The 15,460-nt window shown below is 56.4% G+C and carries 20 protein-coding genes; all 20 read right to left on the bottom strand.

Going from position 1 to position 15,460, the window contains the following annotated elements:
• Positions 1-26 precede the first annotated feature (26 nt).
• A complete protein-coding gene (locus WKJ03_RS17700; protein WP_337843574.1) occupies positions 27-1,964 on the bottom strand; it encodes a DUF4815 domain-containing protein in 1,938 nt (645 codons plus the stop codon).
• Positions 1,961-2,440 carry a hypothetical protein gene (locus WKJ03_RS17695; protein WP_337843573.1) on the bottom strand — a complete coding sequence of 160 codons (480 nt, stop codon included), beginning with the start codon at positions 2,438-2,440 and terminating at the stop codon, positions 1,961-1,963. Before WKJ03_RS17695 ends, WKJ03_RS17700 begins: the two co-directional genes overlap by 4 nt.
• The gene (locus WKJ03_RS17690) at positions 2,424-3,593 is read right to left on the bottom strand and encodes a phage tail protein (protein WP_337843572.1); all 1,170 of its coding nucleotides are present in this window, start codon (positions 3,591-3,593) and stop codon (positions 2,424-2,426) included. The genes WKJ03_RS17695 and WKJ03_RS17690 overlap by 17 nt, the downstream gene beginning before the upstream one ends.
• Positions 3,590-4,429 (bottom strand): baseplate J/gp47 family protein, encoded by an 840-nt coding sequence (locus WKJ03_RS17685; protein WP_337843571.1) that lies wholly within the window; start codon positions 4,427-4,429, stop codon positions 3,590-3,592. The genes WKJ03_RS17690 and WKJ03_RS17685 overlap by 4 nt, the downstream gene beginning before the upstream one ends.
• Entirely contained in the window at positions 4,383-4,763 is a 381-nt protein-coding gene (locus WKJ03_RS17680) for a GPW/gp25 family protein (RefSeq protein WP_337843570.1), read from the bottom strand. The genes WKJ03_RS17685 and WKJ03_RS17680 overlap by 47 nt, the downstream gene beginning before the upstream one ends.
• Positions 4,764-4,767: 4 nt before the next feature.
• Positions 4,768-5,397: a phage baseplate assembly protein V gene (locus WKJ03_RS17675; protein WP_337843569.1), complete on the bottom strand. Its 630-nt coding sequence runs from the start codon at positions 5,395-5,397 to the stop codon at positions 4,768-4,770.
• Positions 5,381-5,935: a hypothetical protein gene (locus WKJ03_RS17670; protein WP_337843568.1), complete on the bottom strand. Its 555-nt coding sequence runs from the start codon at positions 5,933-5,935 to the stop codon at positions 5,381-5,383. The genes WKJ03_RS17675 and WKJ03_RS17670 overlap by 17 nt, the downstream gene beginning before the upstream one ends.
• A 13-nt stretch (positions 5,936-5,948) precedes the next feature.
• Positions 5,949-6,521, bottom strand: a complete 573-nt coding sequence (locus WKJ03_RS17665) for a phage tail protein (RefSeq protein WP_337843567.1) — start codon at positions 6,519-6,521, stop codon at positions 5,949-5,951.
• A gap of 4 nt (positions 6,522-6,525) precedes the next feature.
• On the bottom strand, positions 6,526-6,876 hold the full coding sequence (locus WKJ03_RS17660; protein WP_337843566.1) for a hypothetical protein: 351 nt from the start codon (positions 6,874-6,876) through the stop codon (positions 6,526-6,528).
• On the bottom strand, positions 6,876-7,892 hold the full coding sequence (locus WKJ03_RS17655) for a major capsid protein (RefSeq protein ID WP_337843565.1): 1,017 nt from the start codon (positions 7,890-7,892) through the stop codon (positions 6,876-6,878). The genes WKJ03_RS17660 and WKJ03_RS17655 overlap by 1 nt, the downstream gene beginning before the upstream one ends.
• Before the next feature lie 65 nt (positions 7,893-7,957).
• Entirely contained in the window at positions 7,958-8,263 is a 306-nt protein-coding gene (locus tag WKJ03_RS17650) for a head decoration protein (RefSeq protein WP_337843564.1), read from the bottom strand.
• A gap of 9 nt (positions 8,264-8,272) precedes the next feature.
• Positions 8,273-9,523 (bottom strand): S49 family peptidase, encoded by a 1,251-nt coding sequence (locus tag WKJ03_RS17645; protein WP_337843563.1) that lies wholly within the window; start codon positions 9,521-9,523, stop codon positions 8,273-8,275.
• Positions 9,516-11,012: a phage portal protein gene (locus tag WKJ03_RS17640; RefSeq protein ID WP_337843562.1), complete on the bottom strand. Its 1,497-nt coding sequence runs from the start codon at positions 11,010-11,012 to the stop codon at positions 9,516-9,518. Before WKJ03_RS17640 ends, WKJ03_RS17645 begins: the two co-directional genes overlap by 8 nt.
• On the bottom strand, positions 11,009-11,248 hold the full coding sequence (locus tag WKJ03_RS17635) for a hypothetical protein (RefSeq protein ID WP_337843561.1): 240 nt from the start codon (positions 11,246-11,248) through the stop codon (positions 11,009-11,011). Before WKJ03_RS17635 ends, WKJ03_RS17640 begins: the two co-directional genes overlap by 4 nt.
• A complete protein-coding gene (locus WKJ03_RS17630; RefSeq protein ID WP_337843560.1) occupies positions 11,248-13,098 on the bottom strand; it encodes a terminase gpA endonuclease subunit in 1,851 nt (616 codons plus the stop codon). The genes WKJ03_RS17635 and WKJ03_RS17630 overlap by 1 nt, the downstream gene beginning before the upstream one ends.
• Positions 13,046-13,624, bottom strand: coding sequence for a hypothetical protein (locus WKJ03_RS17625; protein ID WP_337843559.1), 579 nt, complete (start codon positions 13,622-13,624; stop codon positions 13,046-13,048). The genes WKJ03_RS17630 and WKJ03_RS17625 overlap by 53 nt, the downstream gene beginning before the upstream one ends.
• A 128-nt stretch (positions 13,625-13,752) precedes the next feature.
• On the bottom strand, positions 13,753-13,917 hold the full coding sequence (locus tag WKJ03_RS17620) for a hypothetical protein (RefSeq protein ID WP_337843558.1): 165 nt from the start codon (positions 13,915-13,917) through the stop codon (positions 13,753-13,755).
• A 140-nt stretch (positions 13,918-14,057) separates the two neighbouring features.
• Positions 14,058-14,282 carry a hypothetical protein gene (locus tag WKJ03_RS17615; RefSeq protein ID WP_337843557.1) on the bottom strand — a complete coding sequence of 75 codons (225 nt, stop codon included), beginning with the start codon at positions 14,280-14,282 and terminating at the stop codon, positions 14,058-14,060.
• 77 nt (positions 14,283-14,359) lie between these two features.
• On the bottom strand, positions 14,360-14,884 hold the full coding sequence (locus WKJ03_RS17610) for a hypothetical protein (RefSeq protein ID WP_337843556.1): 525 nt from the start codon (positions 14,882-14,884) through the stop codon (positions 14,360-14,362).
• A complete protein-coding gene (locus WKJ03_RS17605; RefSeq protein WP_337843555.1) occupies positions 14,881-15,174 on the bottom strand; it encodes a hypothetical protein in 294 nt (97 codons plus the stop codon). Before WKJ03_RS17605 ends, WKJ03_RS17610 begins: the two co-directional genes overlap by 4 nt.
• Positions 15,175-15,460: the final 286 nt, after the last annotated feature.

Here is a 15,460-nt window from a genome sequence, read left to right as displayed (position 1 = left end):
TTTGATCTGCAACTGCAGCCATGTAATTACGCTCCGTTTACCGGCAAAACTTCGCCGTCAAAAACAACACTGTTCAGCACTTCACCCGGACCGAAACCGGCCAGCGTGAACTGCACCGCCCTGGGCCGCAACGTGCCGCCCGTTCGGCTAGAAACCACCTGGGATTCGATGCTGACCGACTCTGTGGTGGTGGTACGAAGACCGGACCCGACCAACAACAGGCGGGTGGTGTCGCTTTGCCAGATGCTGTTCGTTTGCACCCAGTTGTCCACTGCAGGCGACAGGGTGACTTTTGCCGGTACAGGTTCAAATGCCTGGTATGGGTTCACCTTCATAGCGCCGGTGGACGCCATCTGTTCCACAATGGGTTCCAGCTCATAGTCCAGCGTGGCGTTAGCATCCAGCAACAGGTCATGCACTGACGCCGCAATGTTTAACATCAGTTCGCCGTTAACCACTGCCGCGGTTTGCTCTATGCCTGCATCCCGTTTGCTGTCGTCCAGGAACGGGTCAACCAACACGCCCAATTTTGCGCCCTGGGTTTCCGTGTTCACACTGTTGCTTAATTGCTGCAGTGCCAGCAGCTGGTACAGGTCGCTGATCTGGTTTCGCATCCGGCCCAGCTCCGACATGGTGACCGCCCGAATGGCTTGATCCACAATCTGCGGCACTTCACCCAGGCGCCAGTTTTGCGTCACGGTGGCCAGGACCAGCTGATTACTTGGTGCAGCTGGAGCCTGTGGCCGGTACGGTTGGCTGACGCCTTTAATTTTCCGCACAGTGCCGTCCACTTCCAGGGTCACCAAATCGACCCGCGGCAGCTTCCACTGATAATCCAGGAACACGTCAGAGCCAGGAACCGCGCCAGAAATCACCAGGCCGTCTTCGTCCTGGGACTCCGGGGCAATGGCTTTGCGGTGGCGATAAGTCACGTTGTAACTGGAACCTGGCGCAGGCTCAGCGCCTGGCAGTGACCAGTCCACGTTATTGCCGGTCAGCTTAAAGTCCACGCCGTTGTTGTACGTGGTGCCGCCCTGGGTAATGCTGACAATAGACACCACCGACGTGTCCGGCAGTGGGTCCAGCGCTCCGGCATAGGCGCCATGGTTCAGCGTTTTGGTTGTCTCTGCCGCAATGTCGATTTTGCGTATGTCGTGGATCGGGCTAAAGTCGGTTTCAATCCGCATCTTGCCGTTACCGTCCGGGGTAAAAACATTCGGCTCCGATTCAATCAGCTGCAGGTCCGGGTCCAGCGCAAATTCCTTGCGTAACGACGCGGGCAGCTCAATTTCAAAGCCTTCAATGTGCGCCTTGCCTTCGGTGATGTTGAACACCTGCAGGCCGCCGCCTTCGCCCCTGAAAAGCACTTCTAAGCCATGCACCAGGTAACTGCCGCCGTTTGCTTCGCGGTCATAGCGGGCAATGGCTGCCGTCACCGCGTTAAGCTGCGGCGGTGGCTCGTTGATAATCTGAACACCCTGATCAACACGGTGGACCGGGTAAAAGTTGCCTGGCGAATTGTCCGTGGACAAACCCCAGCTGGCCGTCACTTCACGGCGACCGGCGCCGGGTTCGTCGTATGACTCCGCGCCCTCTGCTGGGTCGCGCAGGCCTGGGTCTTCCAGCTCGGTAATAACCCGGTCAACCAGCCAAATGCCCAGCACCTGAACGCTATCAGTGGCCAGCACCAGGTTGGCTTCGGCCACGTTATGCACCAGGCCGCGAATGTACACCTTAGCCGCGCTAACCGTCGTTGCTCCGGTGTCCCGGTCGATATTGACCAGGCCGCCGTCTGTCACGTCGCCGTCTTTCATAATGGCGTCGCCGGTGCGGGCCAGCAGGTCCAGGAACATGGCCTGCAGGTCGTTTAATTCACGCCCCTGCAGGTGGTTGCCCACACGAAACATAATTTCTTGATAGCGTTTCGCGGGGTCGTAAGTCTTGTAATAGTTATCCAGGCTCATAGCGAAATCACATATTCATAAGTTGATCGGGTGCCCACGGCTCGTTCGCGGGGGCCAAAGTTCTGCAGCAATGCAGCACGGCCCAGGCTTTCGATTTCATCCGGGACAAAATACTTTTGACCAGGTGGCAGGCCTTCTTTTACCTGGGTTCCGATATACACCATTGTTTCCCGCAGGGTTTCGCCCTGGCCGTCTGCAAAGTCGTAACGAAACTCAACATAAAGATGGTTTGTCGGCTCGGCTGAAATGGTCCATTTCCCGGACGACAAAACAATTTCGCCGTCAGGGTCTGGGACCACAAACTGGCTACGGGCGACCTGGCGAAAGCCCACCGGGTCAATTAACACCTTGCGGCCCCGTTCTTCCGGTGGCGGCTCGGTCCACGCGCCATCCCCCCGGCCCCAGGCCAGGAAGACAGGCTGCGCTTTTATGGCTTCGGCCATAAACGTGCGAATGTCATCAACTACTACTGTCACTGTGAATAGTTCCTATGGTGATATGATCAAAAGTATTCCAGGCCCGGTTATCCCAGGGGCCAATCCACTGCAGGCCTAACGACCGGACGGACAGCGACGCGCTACTAATTAGCGTCTGGCCGTCGTCAGTGTCGTGGTCAGCAGTAACCTGAACCGCGCTTGCCAGGGCGTAACCGTCCATTGCCTGCATGGCCTCGGTATAAGCCGCGGCGCCGGTGCTGGTTTCGGTGTACACAATGAAGATCGGGCGGTAACGGATGCGATAAGGCGCACCCAGGCGGGTGGCACCCAGGCGCATTGCTTCGCCGGACTCGACCGGGGTTCTTAACCCCAGATAAGACCGGTCACTGCTCAGCTTGCCGCCGGATAGCGTCATGTGGCTGAAAGCAAAGCGGCGGTGTACCGCGGCGCTGACGGCTGGGTCAATCGACGCATGATTGCCATGCAGATCAAAGACACCGGCGCCGCTTCTCACCTGGGCTTTATCACCCAGTTTAAAGCTGCCTAAAAGCATCAGATGCGGGTTGTACTTGGCCGCGAACGTAACGTGATCTTGCACTGCAAAATCGGTTTGCGCGTCAGGCGCAGCGGCATGGTCGCTGAACCTCTCCCCGAAACTTAATTTAACGCCGTTATGGCGCACCCCGCTGGCGTCAGAAAGCAGCGCCTGGCCTAGACGATGCTTAGACAAAATCAGCGCCCGCACGTCATAGCCGTGCCAGACTCGCCACAGTCTTGTCGCCACTGGGGCAGACAAATTACATACGCTGATCAGGTCTTCAATCTCTGCGCTTCGCGGGATGCGCCCGGCTTGAACCATGTAACGCGGGGAATTCACCCCAGGGCCGAACTGCTCAAATTCGGCATCATCAAACCCGACCCAGCCCAGGGCCATCAGCAGAGAACGGGGAGTGCCCCGGATCCGCATCCAGTATTTGCCTGTTCTGATGGCTTCGCGTTTGTCCTTGATATAGGGCGCGATTTCTTCCAGGCCGTAACCCCAGATCAGCCAATCCAGGAAAGCGTCAGGCGGGTTTTGTTTTAACGTGGCCAGGGCATTAATGCCCTGCTCCAGGTCGTCGTCCACCTGGTTGGCGTCCACCAGGTCACGGGACAGCTGGGACGCATTAGGCGGTAATAGCTTGCTGCTCATTCACGGCGCCCCACCAGGTTTAAGGTGATGTTGCCGGGGACAATGTGCTGGTTTTTAGTGGCCACCACATTGGCCAGCGGCAGCTTAATGTCCACGTCATAAACGCCGACTTTGTGCAGCCTGCTATCGAGCCAGGACAACGCCATGTCCCAGCCCAAACCGGCGGCAGCTTTCCAGGCTGCAATAAGGCCCGGTTTAAGCTCGTCAAAAATGACCTGGGGCGTGTCAGGCAACAAGGAAACATCTGCCACTACGTCCACCACAATGGCTTCGGCAGGGACCGCTGTCACCGTCTGGCCAATACAAAAAACGTCGTCCGCGGTGACCTTTGCCCGCACCTTGCTGACAATTTCGGCCACGTCGTAGCCATCCCGAACCAGGACCGACACCCGGACCGCGCCCTGCTTTGGACTGTCCACCGCAACGTCCCGGATGGCGATAGGGTCCACAGATATGGCCTTACTGCGATAATGCGCTGCAGGGCCAGCCGTAGACGACGCCATAAGGTCTTGACGAATTCGCAGCCGATAGCTGTCGTTGCTCTCGCCTTCGGCCCGGTACACCCTGGGTTCGCCTATCGCGTCCAGGTCGCTGTCAGTGGCAAAGGCCAGCAATTGAGCCAGGGCCACGTCATTGACCCGCTGGCGGTCATGTAACTGCTGGTAAGCCTCCACCTGAAAGGCCTGCACTATCGGGTCGCTGTCCAGGGCTATAACGTCGGCATAGCTCGGATTAAGCTGCAGCAGCCGGTCTTTTCTGTCCTGGATCAGTTGTTCCAGGCTCAGGTTTTCAAATATCTTCGGTAACGGATAATCCGGTATTGTTGTTGCTGCCATCTATAACGATCCCGTCAATGGTTAACGGCTGCCCGCCTGGCAGGTATTCGCCGCTGATGTTCAAAATAATGCGCCCTGGCTCCGGCTGGTTTAGCTTTACCGACTCCAGTCTAAAGCGCGGCTCCCAGCGCAGCAGGGCTTCGGCGGTGGCTGCTACCACCTCCAGCGCCCAGGCCTCGGTTACTGGCTGGTCTATCAGGTCGAACAACGCCGACCCGAACAAGCGGCGGCCCACACGGCTGCCGATAGGCGTCGATAAGATGATCTGAATTGATTGCCTGACATGGCCGACCCCTGACAAGGGGCGCCCTGTCTGGTGGTCCATGCCCGCCATAGGTTTATTCCGGTTGTAGTGTCTTTTTGTCGCCTGGGGTAACACCCAGGTGAACATGACTTTTTAGTGAAACGCTGCCCGCCTTTACGTCGGCGTCGCTGCTGATGTTCTGGGTTGCTGACACGGTGCCGTCCACGCTGGTGGCGCCCACAATCTCGGTTTTACCGTTAATTTTAACTTCGCCATTTATGGTGACCGGGCCGTTAATTGTTGCCCCGCCGGACACCTCAATAAGGATCGTTCCGTCTTTGGCGATTGCTATGTGCAGCTTGCTGGCTTCGCGGTCGTAACTGAACACGCTGCCGTCTTTGTAGCGCCGCGCTGTCACCTCCAAGCTTGTGCTGGGCGGTGCAAAAGCGGACTGGTACAGGCTGCCGATAATCACGCCCTGGGCAAAGTCGCCGGACGGGCACAGGACAACCACATAGGCGCCCACGTCAAGCGGTCGCCAGTCGATGTTCTCCGCGGCGTCGCCCTGCAGTGTCGAAAGCCAGGTGCTGGCCAGCTGGCCGTCGGTTACCTTAACCTTGCCCTGGTTTTCTTCGGTGCCCACTTCTGACACCTGACAAAAGCGGATCAGTCCCGCCAGGCGCCGTGTGATCTCGGCCATTTCAAAGCTATATTGCTTGTTCATGCTCTTGCTTTGGCTCCGTCGTTCCGTCCGTTGACCTGGCAACGAATACGCGCTGCGGCCTCACGGTCGAGCCATCCCAATGCGACGGCCCCAGGTGCAGCACCTGTTCAAAAAGGACCATCCAAGAGTCATAACCCGTATTCGGGCGGCTACTGAAATAGCCAGGGATGGCATAAATATCTGTCGGCGGGTCCGTCATGCGCTGACCTGGCAACCAGGATCCATTCTTGCGGACATGCGACAGCACGGCGGCAGACATGGCCCTGATCTCTATCGCCAGGTTTGGCGTTTCGTTTCCCAGGATGCAATGCAGAGCAAAGCGGCCCTGGATGCTGTCGCGGTCGTCGTTGTCGCCGGTCGCTGGCATCTGCTCCAGGTTTATCAAAATGGCCGGGGTCTGCAGGTCGCCGTTGTTGTTGCCCTGCTCGTCCGGGCTGGCCGGGTTGAACAGGTCCACATGACACAACGGGAACTTTGCCTGCAGCGACGCTTTGATGGCCTCCAGGACGCGCACCAGGCCATCGGCTGTATCTGTCATAGGTTCGGCTGGGTTAGTCATTAAAAAGGCTCACAAAGCGCAGCTCTTGCTGCAATTTCTTCATCAATTCGGCTTCCACCCTGGCGTAATATCGTTTAAAGATTTCTTCCGCTTCGGTGGCTATATCCAGCCGAACTTTTTTAATCGGCAGTTGGGTCCATTGACCATCCGGGCGTTTTTCATGCGGTCGGTTAGTAACGCCCTTTTGGCGCTCCCAGACACTGCTATGGCCGGACGGCATGGTGGCAAGAAAGGCACCATCAAACATTCGTTTGCGAATGGTTACCCCTTGCTTTGTTTGGCGACCTTTGCCCAGGTGTCTGGCTTCGACCGGGTTAATACCCAGCCAAATATTGACCGCTCGGCTTTGGTCCCTACTGGTGAAACGGTGACGGAATCGCACAGTTAACACCTTGCGCGGAAACTGCAGCGCCTGCCCCAGCTCCCTGGTGGTGGCCACTTCAAACCACTTCGCCGTCTTTTCGACAGCGCGGCGGACCGCGTTCTGGATTTTTGGCAGTGACGCTTCGATTTCCTGCTGGAATTCCCGCAGCTCACTGGTCAGGTCAATTTCAAGCCCTAACATGCCCTTATCTCCAGCCGGTGGTTTTTGCTTCCGGTTTTAAATGTATGTGCATCATTCCGTCACGGCTTCCCTGGAAGTCCGTCACGTAGCGCTTACCTTCTACGGTAACCGCCTGGCCGGTTTTGCCCTTTACGTCGCTATCCAGCACCACCAGCGTGGCCTGGCCTACGTTCAGCGGCAGACGCCCGGACCGTGGATTGTTTTCATTAAAGGCATTGATCCTGGAGTCCAGGACGGAAGCAAGGCCCCTGCCTGGCAAATCCCCTTCCGGGGTATGCCAAACAAAATCCTTGCCAACCCTGTCCACAATGTCTTTAAACGCCCTGTTTACCAGGGCGCCGCCAGACTCAGCCATTACGGCTTCGCGCCCATGTTGCATTCAATCAGAATGCCAGGACGGGCACACATTGGCAGGACGTTCGATTGCGTGTGAATGTCATAGCCGCGGTCAAACTTGCGCGGTGCCATTTTCGCATAATACTCCAGGCCCAGCGTGTTGGCCGTTTCGTTAAAATCGGCTGGCGCTACTGCAGTGAAGAACGACGACATGGTGCCTTCCGGGTACGCGTGGCCCTTGCCTTCGGCCACAAATCGCACCGGATCACCCTCTGCAGGGTAGTGCTTGCCGTTATTTTCACGGAACACCACAGAGCCAATCACCAGGCGTTCGCGTGGGTCGCCGCCGGTAATTTCAGCCGCTTTGACGGTGGCCGCGAAAATCTCTTTTACAGACTTGTGCTTGATCAGCGCGTCCATGAATTCCGGGCTAACGTCCACCACCACTTCGCGCATGATTTCACCGCGCAGGTTTTCTTCAATCTGGCGCTTTAACTGGCGGCAGGTCGTCGGAACGTCAGCGTTTGCGTTAGCCAGGTCAAAATACACCACCTGTTTAGTGATATTGAACTCCTGGTACAGGTCGTAAAGCACAGTGCCGTCCGCGTCCAGAATTAAGCCCTTTTTCGCACCCATACGCAGATATTCGTGGGTAATATCATGCGACGCTTTGAGCGTTTCCAGGCGGGACGTCACCAGCTCAGCGCGGGCCTGCAGGGCTGTGGTGCCAAAGCCGCGAATGCCGTCGTAATCAGACGGCAGCAGCACGTCGTCCAGTGGGAAATGTGGGATAACAAAGCTGCGGACCTTGCGCTTTCCTTTCTTCGCCTGGTTCGCTGGGCCGCCCAGGTCTTGCGACTGGATCAGCGTTAAAATGCCGTTGCGTTCTTCCACAATAATGGTCCGCACACGTTCGCGTTTGATATTGCTAAACAGTGGACGGCTTGAACCGTAAGCGTTTGGCAGGTGATTAATGGCGGCAGTCAGGGACGCGACTTTAAACGAATTGCCGCCAAACGGATCGATAGTTTCCAATGGTATTACCTCAAAAACAAAAACACCGGCGCGGGCCGGTGTCTTATAGGGTTAAACAGAATGATTTAGCGGGCTTTAACGCCCTTGGCGGCCAACTTGGCCAGATAGCCGTCTTTGTTGGCTTGGTTCACTGTTGCGAACCAGACCAGCTGATCTTTGGCGACAATCGCATGGTAATCCACCACCATGTTAGGGCCGACCAGGACGCCTGCCACTTCGTCGGTGCCGTCCACTTTGACTTTTTCACCGGCTGGGTTTAACACTGTGCCCAGGACGGTTTCGGCAGTCGTCAGCGCGGTGCGACTAATGGCGTTTTCGCCTTCAAACAAAAGGACGTCTGACAGCGCCTTGCCTTCGGTTAATACTGGCATGGCTCCCCCTTACGCTTTCATTGACTGGTGACGGGCAGCAACGGCTTTTACCGCTGCCATCATGGCGTTGCCGTTATCGCCGTCTGGCGCATCAACATGGTTGCCGCCTTGGCTGGTAAAAATGTTTTCCACATTCGACGCTGCAGCAAACAGTTTTGTTTTTGCGTCTTCCAGGCTGGCGCCGCTGGCAATCAGCTGCAGGCCCATGTCCGCGTTGCCCAGCTCTTTGGCTGCATTGGCAATACCCTTCTGGCGCGTCAGCTCGGCCTGTGCCCATTTGTCTTTCTCAGCGGCCAGGGTTTCAGCAAAGGCAGTTTCTGCCTGCTGTACCAGACTGGCCTGCTGGGCAGCCAGGGCCTGTTCGTGTTCGGCTTTGGTCACGGTGTCACCCGAACCGCCAAAAAGTGATGGCTTTTTAAACATGTCGTTAATCTCGGTTGTTTTCAGATATTGATAAAACTGGTCTTGTGACATCAGCTTGTCAGCAAGTCCGGCGGTAATGGCCGACTGGCCGGTGAAGGTGCCCGCTTCCTGGCTTTGTACAGCCTCTGGCGTTAAGCCCCGGTGTTCAGCCACCATCGTGTAAAACTCGGCGGCCAGTTCGTTGACTTCGGCTTGAATTCGCGCCCGTTCTTCCTTGGTGTAAGGCTTAAGCGGGTGCATATCCCCTTTAAACGCCCCCGCGGTAATCAAATCAACGTTGACACCGGCGGCAGCATATTGCTTTGTAACGTCCATCCGGCCAGCGATTACGCCGACAGAGCCAGCGCCCGCTGTTGCAGGGATAAAGACCTGGTGACAGGCTGACGCTATGGCATAGGCCGCGCTGTAGGCGCTTTCGTTGATATACGCCAGCACCGGCTTAGCGTCCCGCGTGGCGAAAATGTGCCGACAGAAGTCGAAGCAGCCGCGGGCTTCGCCGCCGCCGCTGTCAAACTCGAAAATGATTGCTTTCACTTCCGGGTCGGACAGCATCTTGTCATAGTCGCTTCGGATGGACTCGTAAGACGTGATCGGCATACAGTCGGCGTCTAACCGGTCCCGGTGGGATAACCCACCAATCACCGGGATAATGCCGAAACCTTCCGACACATACGCGAACTGGCGACGCTCGTACTTTTTCAGGTTCGCCAGCGCTTCAAACTGGCGGAAATCCTGGGTTAATCGCCCCACCAGGTAGGACGACACCAGGGCATGATCAGCGCCGTGCATCAGCATGGGGCTGTTTAATACCCTGGTTAATAAACTAAGGTTATTCACTGTTTGCTAACTCCAGCATAGTGCGTTGTTCCGTCCCGTTGTTGTTGGTCACGGACCCGTCAGTGTCCAGCAACAGCCCCGCGGCTTTGGCCAGCTCGAAAAAGTCCGCATTCTCCAGCACGTCTTCCATTTCATGGCCACGTTGCTGCTGCTTGTCTTTAATCGGTGCAAAACCTGCCCGGACTTCGCCTTTGTCGGCTAAAAACTTCTTGAGCGGGTCCACTTCATCCCAGCGCGGCATGATCCACTTAACCTTCCGGTATTTACGGCGGTTTTCGTAGTAATCCGGCACTGGCAACACGTCGGCAGCTGCCGCCACGTCACAAAACCAGTGCGATACCTTGCGGCAAAGCTGGAATTTCAACATGAAATGCTGCACCTGTTCGCACAGGCGGCGGAAGTCAATCAGGCCCGCACGGATTGAACTGTAACTAACGCCCCGCAGGTCGCCGGTTAGCTGCTCATACGAAAGGCCGTAAGCCTTCGCAATGGCCAGCAACTGGAAACGCAGCCAGGGTTCGTATGTCACGCCCACGTCAGCCGGTGATGAAAACTGCATTTCTTGACCAGGCCCCAGGCGCTGCATAAGGCCGGGGCGTAACTGGGCAAGCGGCGCCCGCTTGGTTGGCTTTTCGCTTCTCGGAATCGTCACGCCTGGAGTCAGCGGCGCCGCTCCTGGTGAAGACTCTTTGATAAACGCCGCGAACAGGGCCGCCGTTTTCTTGCGGACCAGCTCGGCGTCTTCGTAGGCGTCCAGCTCAGCCAGGCGCAGTAGCACAGACGACACCCAGGGGATCCCGGTGTTTTGTCCTGGCCGCTCCACTTTCATAACGTGAATAATGTCTGCAGCCGGGACGGCCACCTGGGCCATAGGGTCCGCCACAAAAAGCGTTTCGCTGGGGTGATACTTGTAAAACCAGTATTGTTTCAGCTTGCCGTCTTTGGCGTACTCGCGCCCGTTTTTGATATAGCCGCCATTGTCCAGGACTTCGTTTTTATCCCTGGCCAAGTAATCCGGCTCTATCACCTGCAGCTGCAGCGGCACCATTAAATCTTCTGACGTGGGACGGATGCGACGGCGCACAAAGCATTCGCCGCTGTTAACCACCGTCCCCATGACCAGCGCTTGTATGCCGCCGAAATCCAGATAACCGTCAAAATCACATTCCTGGATAAACTCGGCCCAAATACCCTCGAACAGGGCATTAATGGCCGGGTCGTCCGTCTGCCAGCGGGCGTTAATGCCCGTTCCGACAGCTGCAGAAACCCATTGCTGCACGGCATTCCGTGCCCAGGCGTTGTTCCTGGCGTAATGGCGCGACCGCGGTCGCAACGTGTCCAGGTCGCCGCTTATCGACTCGTCCGGGCCAAACTCCGGCACGTCCTGAATTCGTGACGTGCTGGCGCCCTCAAACGCCCGGTGTCCGCCGGTGATCTCAAAGCCAGACGCGGCCAGGAAAGGGGCTTGCATTGCTAAATACGCATTCAATCAAACACCCCCCTGGTAAAGCCGGGCACAAAAGCTGTGATCTGGTCCTGGTTCAGGCTCATGGAAATTTCTGCCGCCAGGTCCCGAAGTTTCCCCAGGTCAGCGGGTTGGTACTCGGTTTTATTGTGACTGCCGTCCGGGCCGTTAAAGCTGACAGAGACAGCACGGGCGCCGGTGGCCAGCTGCATAATGGCGTTTTTGACCTGCAGCAAGTCGTCTTCTGTCCATATACTCATTAAGAATTTATCCAGTCGTTTTCTTCGTAATAGTCGTCGTCCGGTTCGTCTTCGTCCGGCTCGTCGTCTTCGTCGGTGATACCTTCCGGCAGCTCTGAAAGGTCCGGGTTAATCAGCCACAGCAACGCCAGGCAATACACCAATAAGTCCCAGGCTTCGTTCCTGGCTTTCTTGTCATTGGTCCAGCGCTCATACGGTATGCCGCTGACGTCCTCTGTGGTGACTGACTCCGCGGTTAGCTGCTCGAAATAATCCATTTCAAAGTCGTTGCCCTTGGGAAAGTGAATAAAACCATTCCCTGGGTATTTGTATTTAAGACGACGCGCCAGGCGCGTTTTGATGTTGTTCACCCCCAGGGTGTACAACGGGATCCGGTGCATGTTGTTCCGGGTCGGTGGTGACGTCGCCGGGGCGTTGACTTTGTTACCGCCTCGGATAGCCACAAAGCGGTCCGGGTAGGTGGCAACAAGTCGCATCATGTCGTCATAGAAGTGGCCCTGAACGTCCACTGCCGCCATGGTTATGGGCAAGTGCATCCCAGCCGGGTGACGATACAGCCTGTTCATGGCCCGCAGCAGCTGGGCCTGGGTGTTTTCATCGTCAGGCCTGCCGTGAAACATGGTCCGGTTTAGCACCCAGCATTCCTGCCCCTCGCCAAACCCGACCACTTTCATTTCCAGCCGGTTGTCCTGGGTATCTACTGACGCCAGCACAATTCTGACGCCTTCCGGCAGGGTGCCGCCGTATTCGTCGCCGTACTCCTCGCGCCGGTCATACAGGGGCTTGCCTTCAAAGGTCAGCGTTTCTTCCCGGTAGGTTTCCCCCAGGATAGTGTTGATAAATACCTGCAGTTCTTCCGGGCTGTCTTTGACGCTTTCGTAATACTCAGCCAGCTTGCCCCAGCGGGCATTCGGCAAGTCAGAATAAGCGGCCCAGATATGGAAGCCCGCGTGGCCGGTAATGTGCGGCAACTCGCAATGCTTGCAAATCGGGCGCCCCCGGTCGTCCCACTGCTCTGGCTTTTGTTCCTGGTCGCAGCAGGTAAACGCTTTAAGGGACCGCCATTGACCCGCGTCAGTGATCGCCTGCTTGTCCTTTTCGTGGATTGCTTCACCACAGGACGGGCAAACGAAGTGCGCCAGGTGCGGCTTACCTTCCGGGTATTTAAAGTTTTTCCAGTCCAGGACGTGACGGTGCTCACAGTGCGGACAGGGAACGTGGAAAAAGCGCTGGTCAGAGGCCTGAAAACTCTTATCTATCCGGCAAAAACCGTGCTTTGTCGGGGTTGAACCGGCCAAAATCTTGCGGTTAAACGCCGAAAAGCTCCGGCCTTCTGCCTGGCGAACCGGGTCGCCGTCCTGGCCAGTGTCTGCCGGGTAGGCTGAAACTTCGTCCAGGATAACAATGCGGACCGTCAAACGACGGAAGCCGGTAGCGCTATTCGCGCCAACAATGGTTAATGTTCCGCCTGGGTAGCGCTTTTTCGTCAGGGTGTTGTCTTCCCTGGCTACTTTGTTCATCAGCGCCGGGACGTCGGCCAGCATCGGTTCGATTTCGTCCTTGCTGAACCCTTCCGCGTCCGGGATAGTGGGTTGAACCACCAAAATGCTGCAGGGGTCGGCGTCCATGTGGTAGCCGATCACCAGGTCCACCATTTTGGTGTAACCGACCCGCATCGACTTTTTGACTGTCACCCGTTCTTCGTCCGGGTCACACATGGCGTCTAATATGCCGCGCTGAAAATTCTTTGTTGTCCACTGGCCGCCGCCGTGTTCAAGCGGCAGCACATAATATTCGTCACCCCATTGGGCTATCGTCAGGTCCGGCGGTGGCGCCCAAATCGCCTGCAAACTCTTCCAGGTATGCGATAAGGCGTGGTGGAGGGGTGTCTGCATCTTTCAAATCTGCCAGGGCTTTATGCAACAACTGCCGGACCTTGGCCACGTCGGACTTACTCAAATCTGGAAGGGCGACCAGCAGCTGGCCTTCAACCGCAAGGATTTTTCCGCGGGCTGACGCCACCAGGTCGCCGTATATGGCGATCACCACCTCAGTGGGCAGCAGTTGCTTTAAAAGCTGTTCGTTTTGGATCTGTTTGCCTCGCCGCTGTTCTCTTACCAGCAAGGCGCGTTCGTGATTCACTTCGGGGGAGGCGGAACCGGAACCGGGGAAGTCCTCAGAATCGGGGGGGATTTCCGCCCCGGTCTTTTTGGACAACTCCCGCAAATAACTGATGTATGCGACCCGATTATGATCTAAGTCCCAGCCCTCTTTGCCCTTTGGACGCTTGAGAATTCCTAAGTTTGTTAGTTCGCGCACTCGACGCGCTGATAAATCCAGGTGGCTGGCTAAATCTTCCTGTGTTGCTGTCGTCATACCGGAACCGGAAACCCCTAAAAAAAAATTTCATAGACGGTGGAAGGCCGCGAGTTAATCACCCGCAACGCTGGGGAGGCCCCCAAAGAACCTACCATTGCCCCGCCTGCCCCTCTACCCGTCCGGCATCAGCCCGGCGTGGCCTTCGTCGTTGCACTGAGCGCCAGGACCACGCCGTGGTCCACGCTCTCGATGGCTTCTTTAATCTTCTGCTGCTGCTCGGCATCGACCGGCAGGCGCTGCAGCAAGTCCAGCAACTGGTTGCCTGTGTTGATAATGGTTTGACGAAGCATGTTAGCCCCTCGTTGAATGTTCTTAGGTAATTGCTACCGCGGTAGCAGTTGCCTAAATACACGCAGAAAAAGGACGGGGCACGAAGCCCCGCCAAAGAGATTGGAGAATGAAAACTAAGTTAGCGCTTCGAGTCAGGGCGCTATAAGTTGCGCTTTGCCTGGGTCGTGGTCTTTGCTGCGCCGTAGTTGGCCGACAGAACATCATTCAGCAACTTAGCGATAAACGGCAGTTTGCTGGTGACTGATTGCGGGATCCAGGCGTTAGCATGGGCCAGGGCATACAAGCTGGCCGCCACTGGGGTGATTAAGTCCCAGATTGAACCGGTTGCAACCGCTGTTACAGTTGAAAGAATATCAAACGCCATAGCTGGCGCTGATACTGCCAAGGCCGCCATAGTGGCCAGGGCTAATGCTACGAACTTCTTAAACACTGATGTGTCTCCTATTGTTGGCGCAGGCCCATTGCCTGCTTTAGTAACCCGTCAACATCGGCAACCCGGCACTGACGGATAAAGTGTTCAGGGGCGCCCTTACCTTCGCTGCTGTTGTAATGCAGCTTCCAATAATCGTCCCTTTCTTCCCGCGTGGTTGGAATCGGGCTTGTGACAACCCAGTAACGCAAGCGGGTAAAAATCATGCAGGCCAGCGGGCTATGTGGCAGGCTGCTATAAGTCAAATCGCCCAGGCGAATGCCAAAGGCCTTATAAATCTTGTCGTCAATGGCTGTACCGGCATACTTGCCCTGCAGCCACTTAAATGTCCCTTCGTCTACCTGGCCACCGCCGACGCCCAGCTTTTCCGGGTGCCTGTCCTGGTACTGACCCAGCAGGCTTTCCGCGGCCCAGGTTTCCACGCACATTTCCACCGCGTAACCACTGGAGCCGTGGCCGATAACGTCACAAACGGCGATTGCGTACCGCACTACGTCGAACGGGGAAAGCAGGCCGTAATAAATCGGTTTTTTCATTTGTCAGATTGTCCCTTTGCCACAAGCTGCATAAGTTGCTGTTGCTGGGAAGCAATCAGCTTCATGCTGTCTTGCAGTGGTTGAATGGCCGAATCCAGACGCTTTTCGAGCTGGGGGCCGGTGATATATTCCTTTGCGATTTCCACGCGAAGGTTATTGAATTGTGCGTTTGAGTCTTTTAGTTCGGCCTGCAGTGCAGTGTGTGCCGACCACAAGACGCCAAGCAGCCCGCCCACCACCAGGGTGATCAGCGTCAGCAGCCCGGTTAGGTGCTCTTGTTTCATGGTCATGTCTTCTTCGGTGCTGCTACCGCGGTAGCAACTTGGTGTAAATCGTGTGGGGTCGGGGCTGCTGATGTATTAATGGGGCGCCAGGCCAAACCTAACCCCTGCCTTATGGCCACATGCGGGGAACGGTACGATCACATGCCAACTTAACTTATGAAGTGTGAAGCTGGTTTAACACACTGGGAACAGCTTTAAACGTCACATAAAAACCACCTGGCCAGAAATGAAAAAACCCCGCTATTTAGCGGGGTTTAGTTATGCTGTTATCTGCAGGCGAATTTCTACCTAC

The sequence above is a fragment of the Rheinheimera sp. genome (genome assembly GCF_037442525.1).
Classification (GTDB): domain Bacteria; phylum Pseudomonadota; class Gammaproteobacteria; order Enterobacterales; family Alteromonadaceae; genus Pararheinheimera.
The sequence above is the reverse complement of the archived record's forward strand: the minus strand, read 5'-3'. Positions and strand labels throughout refer to the sequence as shown.

Coding starts and splice junctions, on each gene's coding strand:
- WKJ03_RS17615 (WP_337843557.1), bottom strand. CDS start 14,282: ATGGCGTTTGATATTCTTTCAACTGTAACAGCGGTTGCAACCGGTTCA.
- WKJ03_RS17625 (WP_337843559.1), bottom strand. CDS start 13,624: ATGACGACAGCAACACAGGAAGATTTAGCCAGCCACCTGGATTTATCA.
- WKJ03_RS17620 (WP_337843558.1), bottom strand. CDS start 13,917: ATGCTTCGTCAAACCATTATCAACACAGGCAACCAGTTGCTGGACTTG.
- WKJ03_RS17690 (WP_337843572.1), bottom strand. CDS start 3,593: ATGAGCAGCAAGCTATTACCGCCTAATGCGTCCCAGCTGTCCCGTGAC.
- WKJ03_RS17605 (WP_337843555.1), bottom strand. CDS start 15,174: ATGACCATGAAACAAGAGCACCTAACCGGGCTGCTGACGCTGATCACC.
- WKJ03_RS17660 (WP_337843566.1), bottom strand. CDS start 6,876: ATGGCTGAGTCTGGCGGCGCCCTGGTAAACAGGGCGTTTAAAGACATT.
- WKJ03_RS17635 (WP_337843561.1), bottom strand. CDS start 11,248: ATGAGTATATGGACAGAAGACGACTTGCTGCAGGTCAAAAACGCCATT.
- WKJ03_RS17700 (WP_337843574.1), bottom strand. CDS start 1,964: ATGAGCCTGGATAACTATTACAAGACTTACGACCCCGCGAAACGCTAT.
- WKJ03_RS17685 (WP_337843571.1), bottom strand. CDS start 4,429: ATGGCAGCAACAACAATACCGGATTATCCGTTACCGAAGATATTTGAA.
- WKJ03_RS17670 (WP_337843568.1), bottom strand. CDS start 5,935: ATGACAGATACAGCCGATGGCCTGGTGCGCGTCCTGGAGGCCATCAAA.
- WKJ03_RS17610 (WP_337843556.1), bottom strand. CDS start 14,884: ATGAAAAAACCGATTTATTACGGCCTGCTTTCCCCGTTCGACGTAGTG.
- WKJ03_RS17675 (WP_337843569.1), bottom strand. CDS start 5,397: ATGAACAAGCAATATAGCTTTGAAATGGCCGAGATCACACGGCGCCTG.
- WKJ03_RS17680 (WP_337843570.1), bottom strand. CDS start 4,763: ATGGCGGGCATGGACCACCAGACAGGGCGCCCCTTGTCAGGGGTCGGC.
- WKJ03_RS17665 (WP_337843567.1), bottom strand. CDS start 6,521: ATGTTAGGGCTTGAAATTGACCTGACCAGTGAGCTGCGGGAATTCCAG.
- WKJ03_RS17650 (WP_337843564.1), bottom strand. CDS start 8,263: ATGCCAGTATTAACCGAAGGCAAGGCGCTGTCAGACGTCCTTTTGTTT.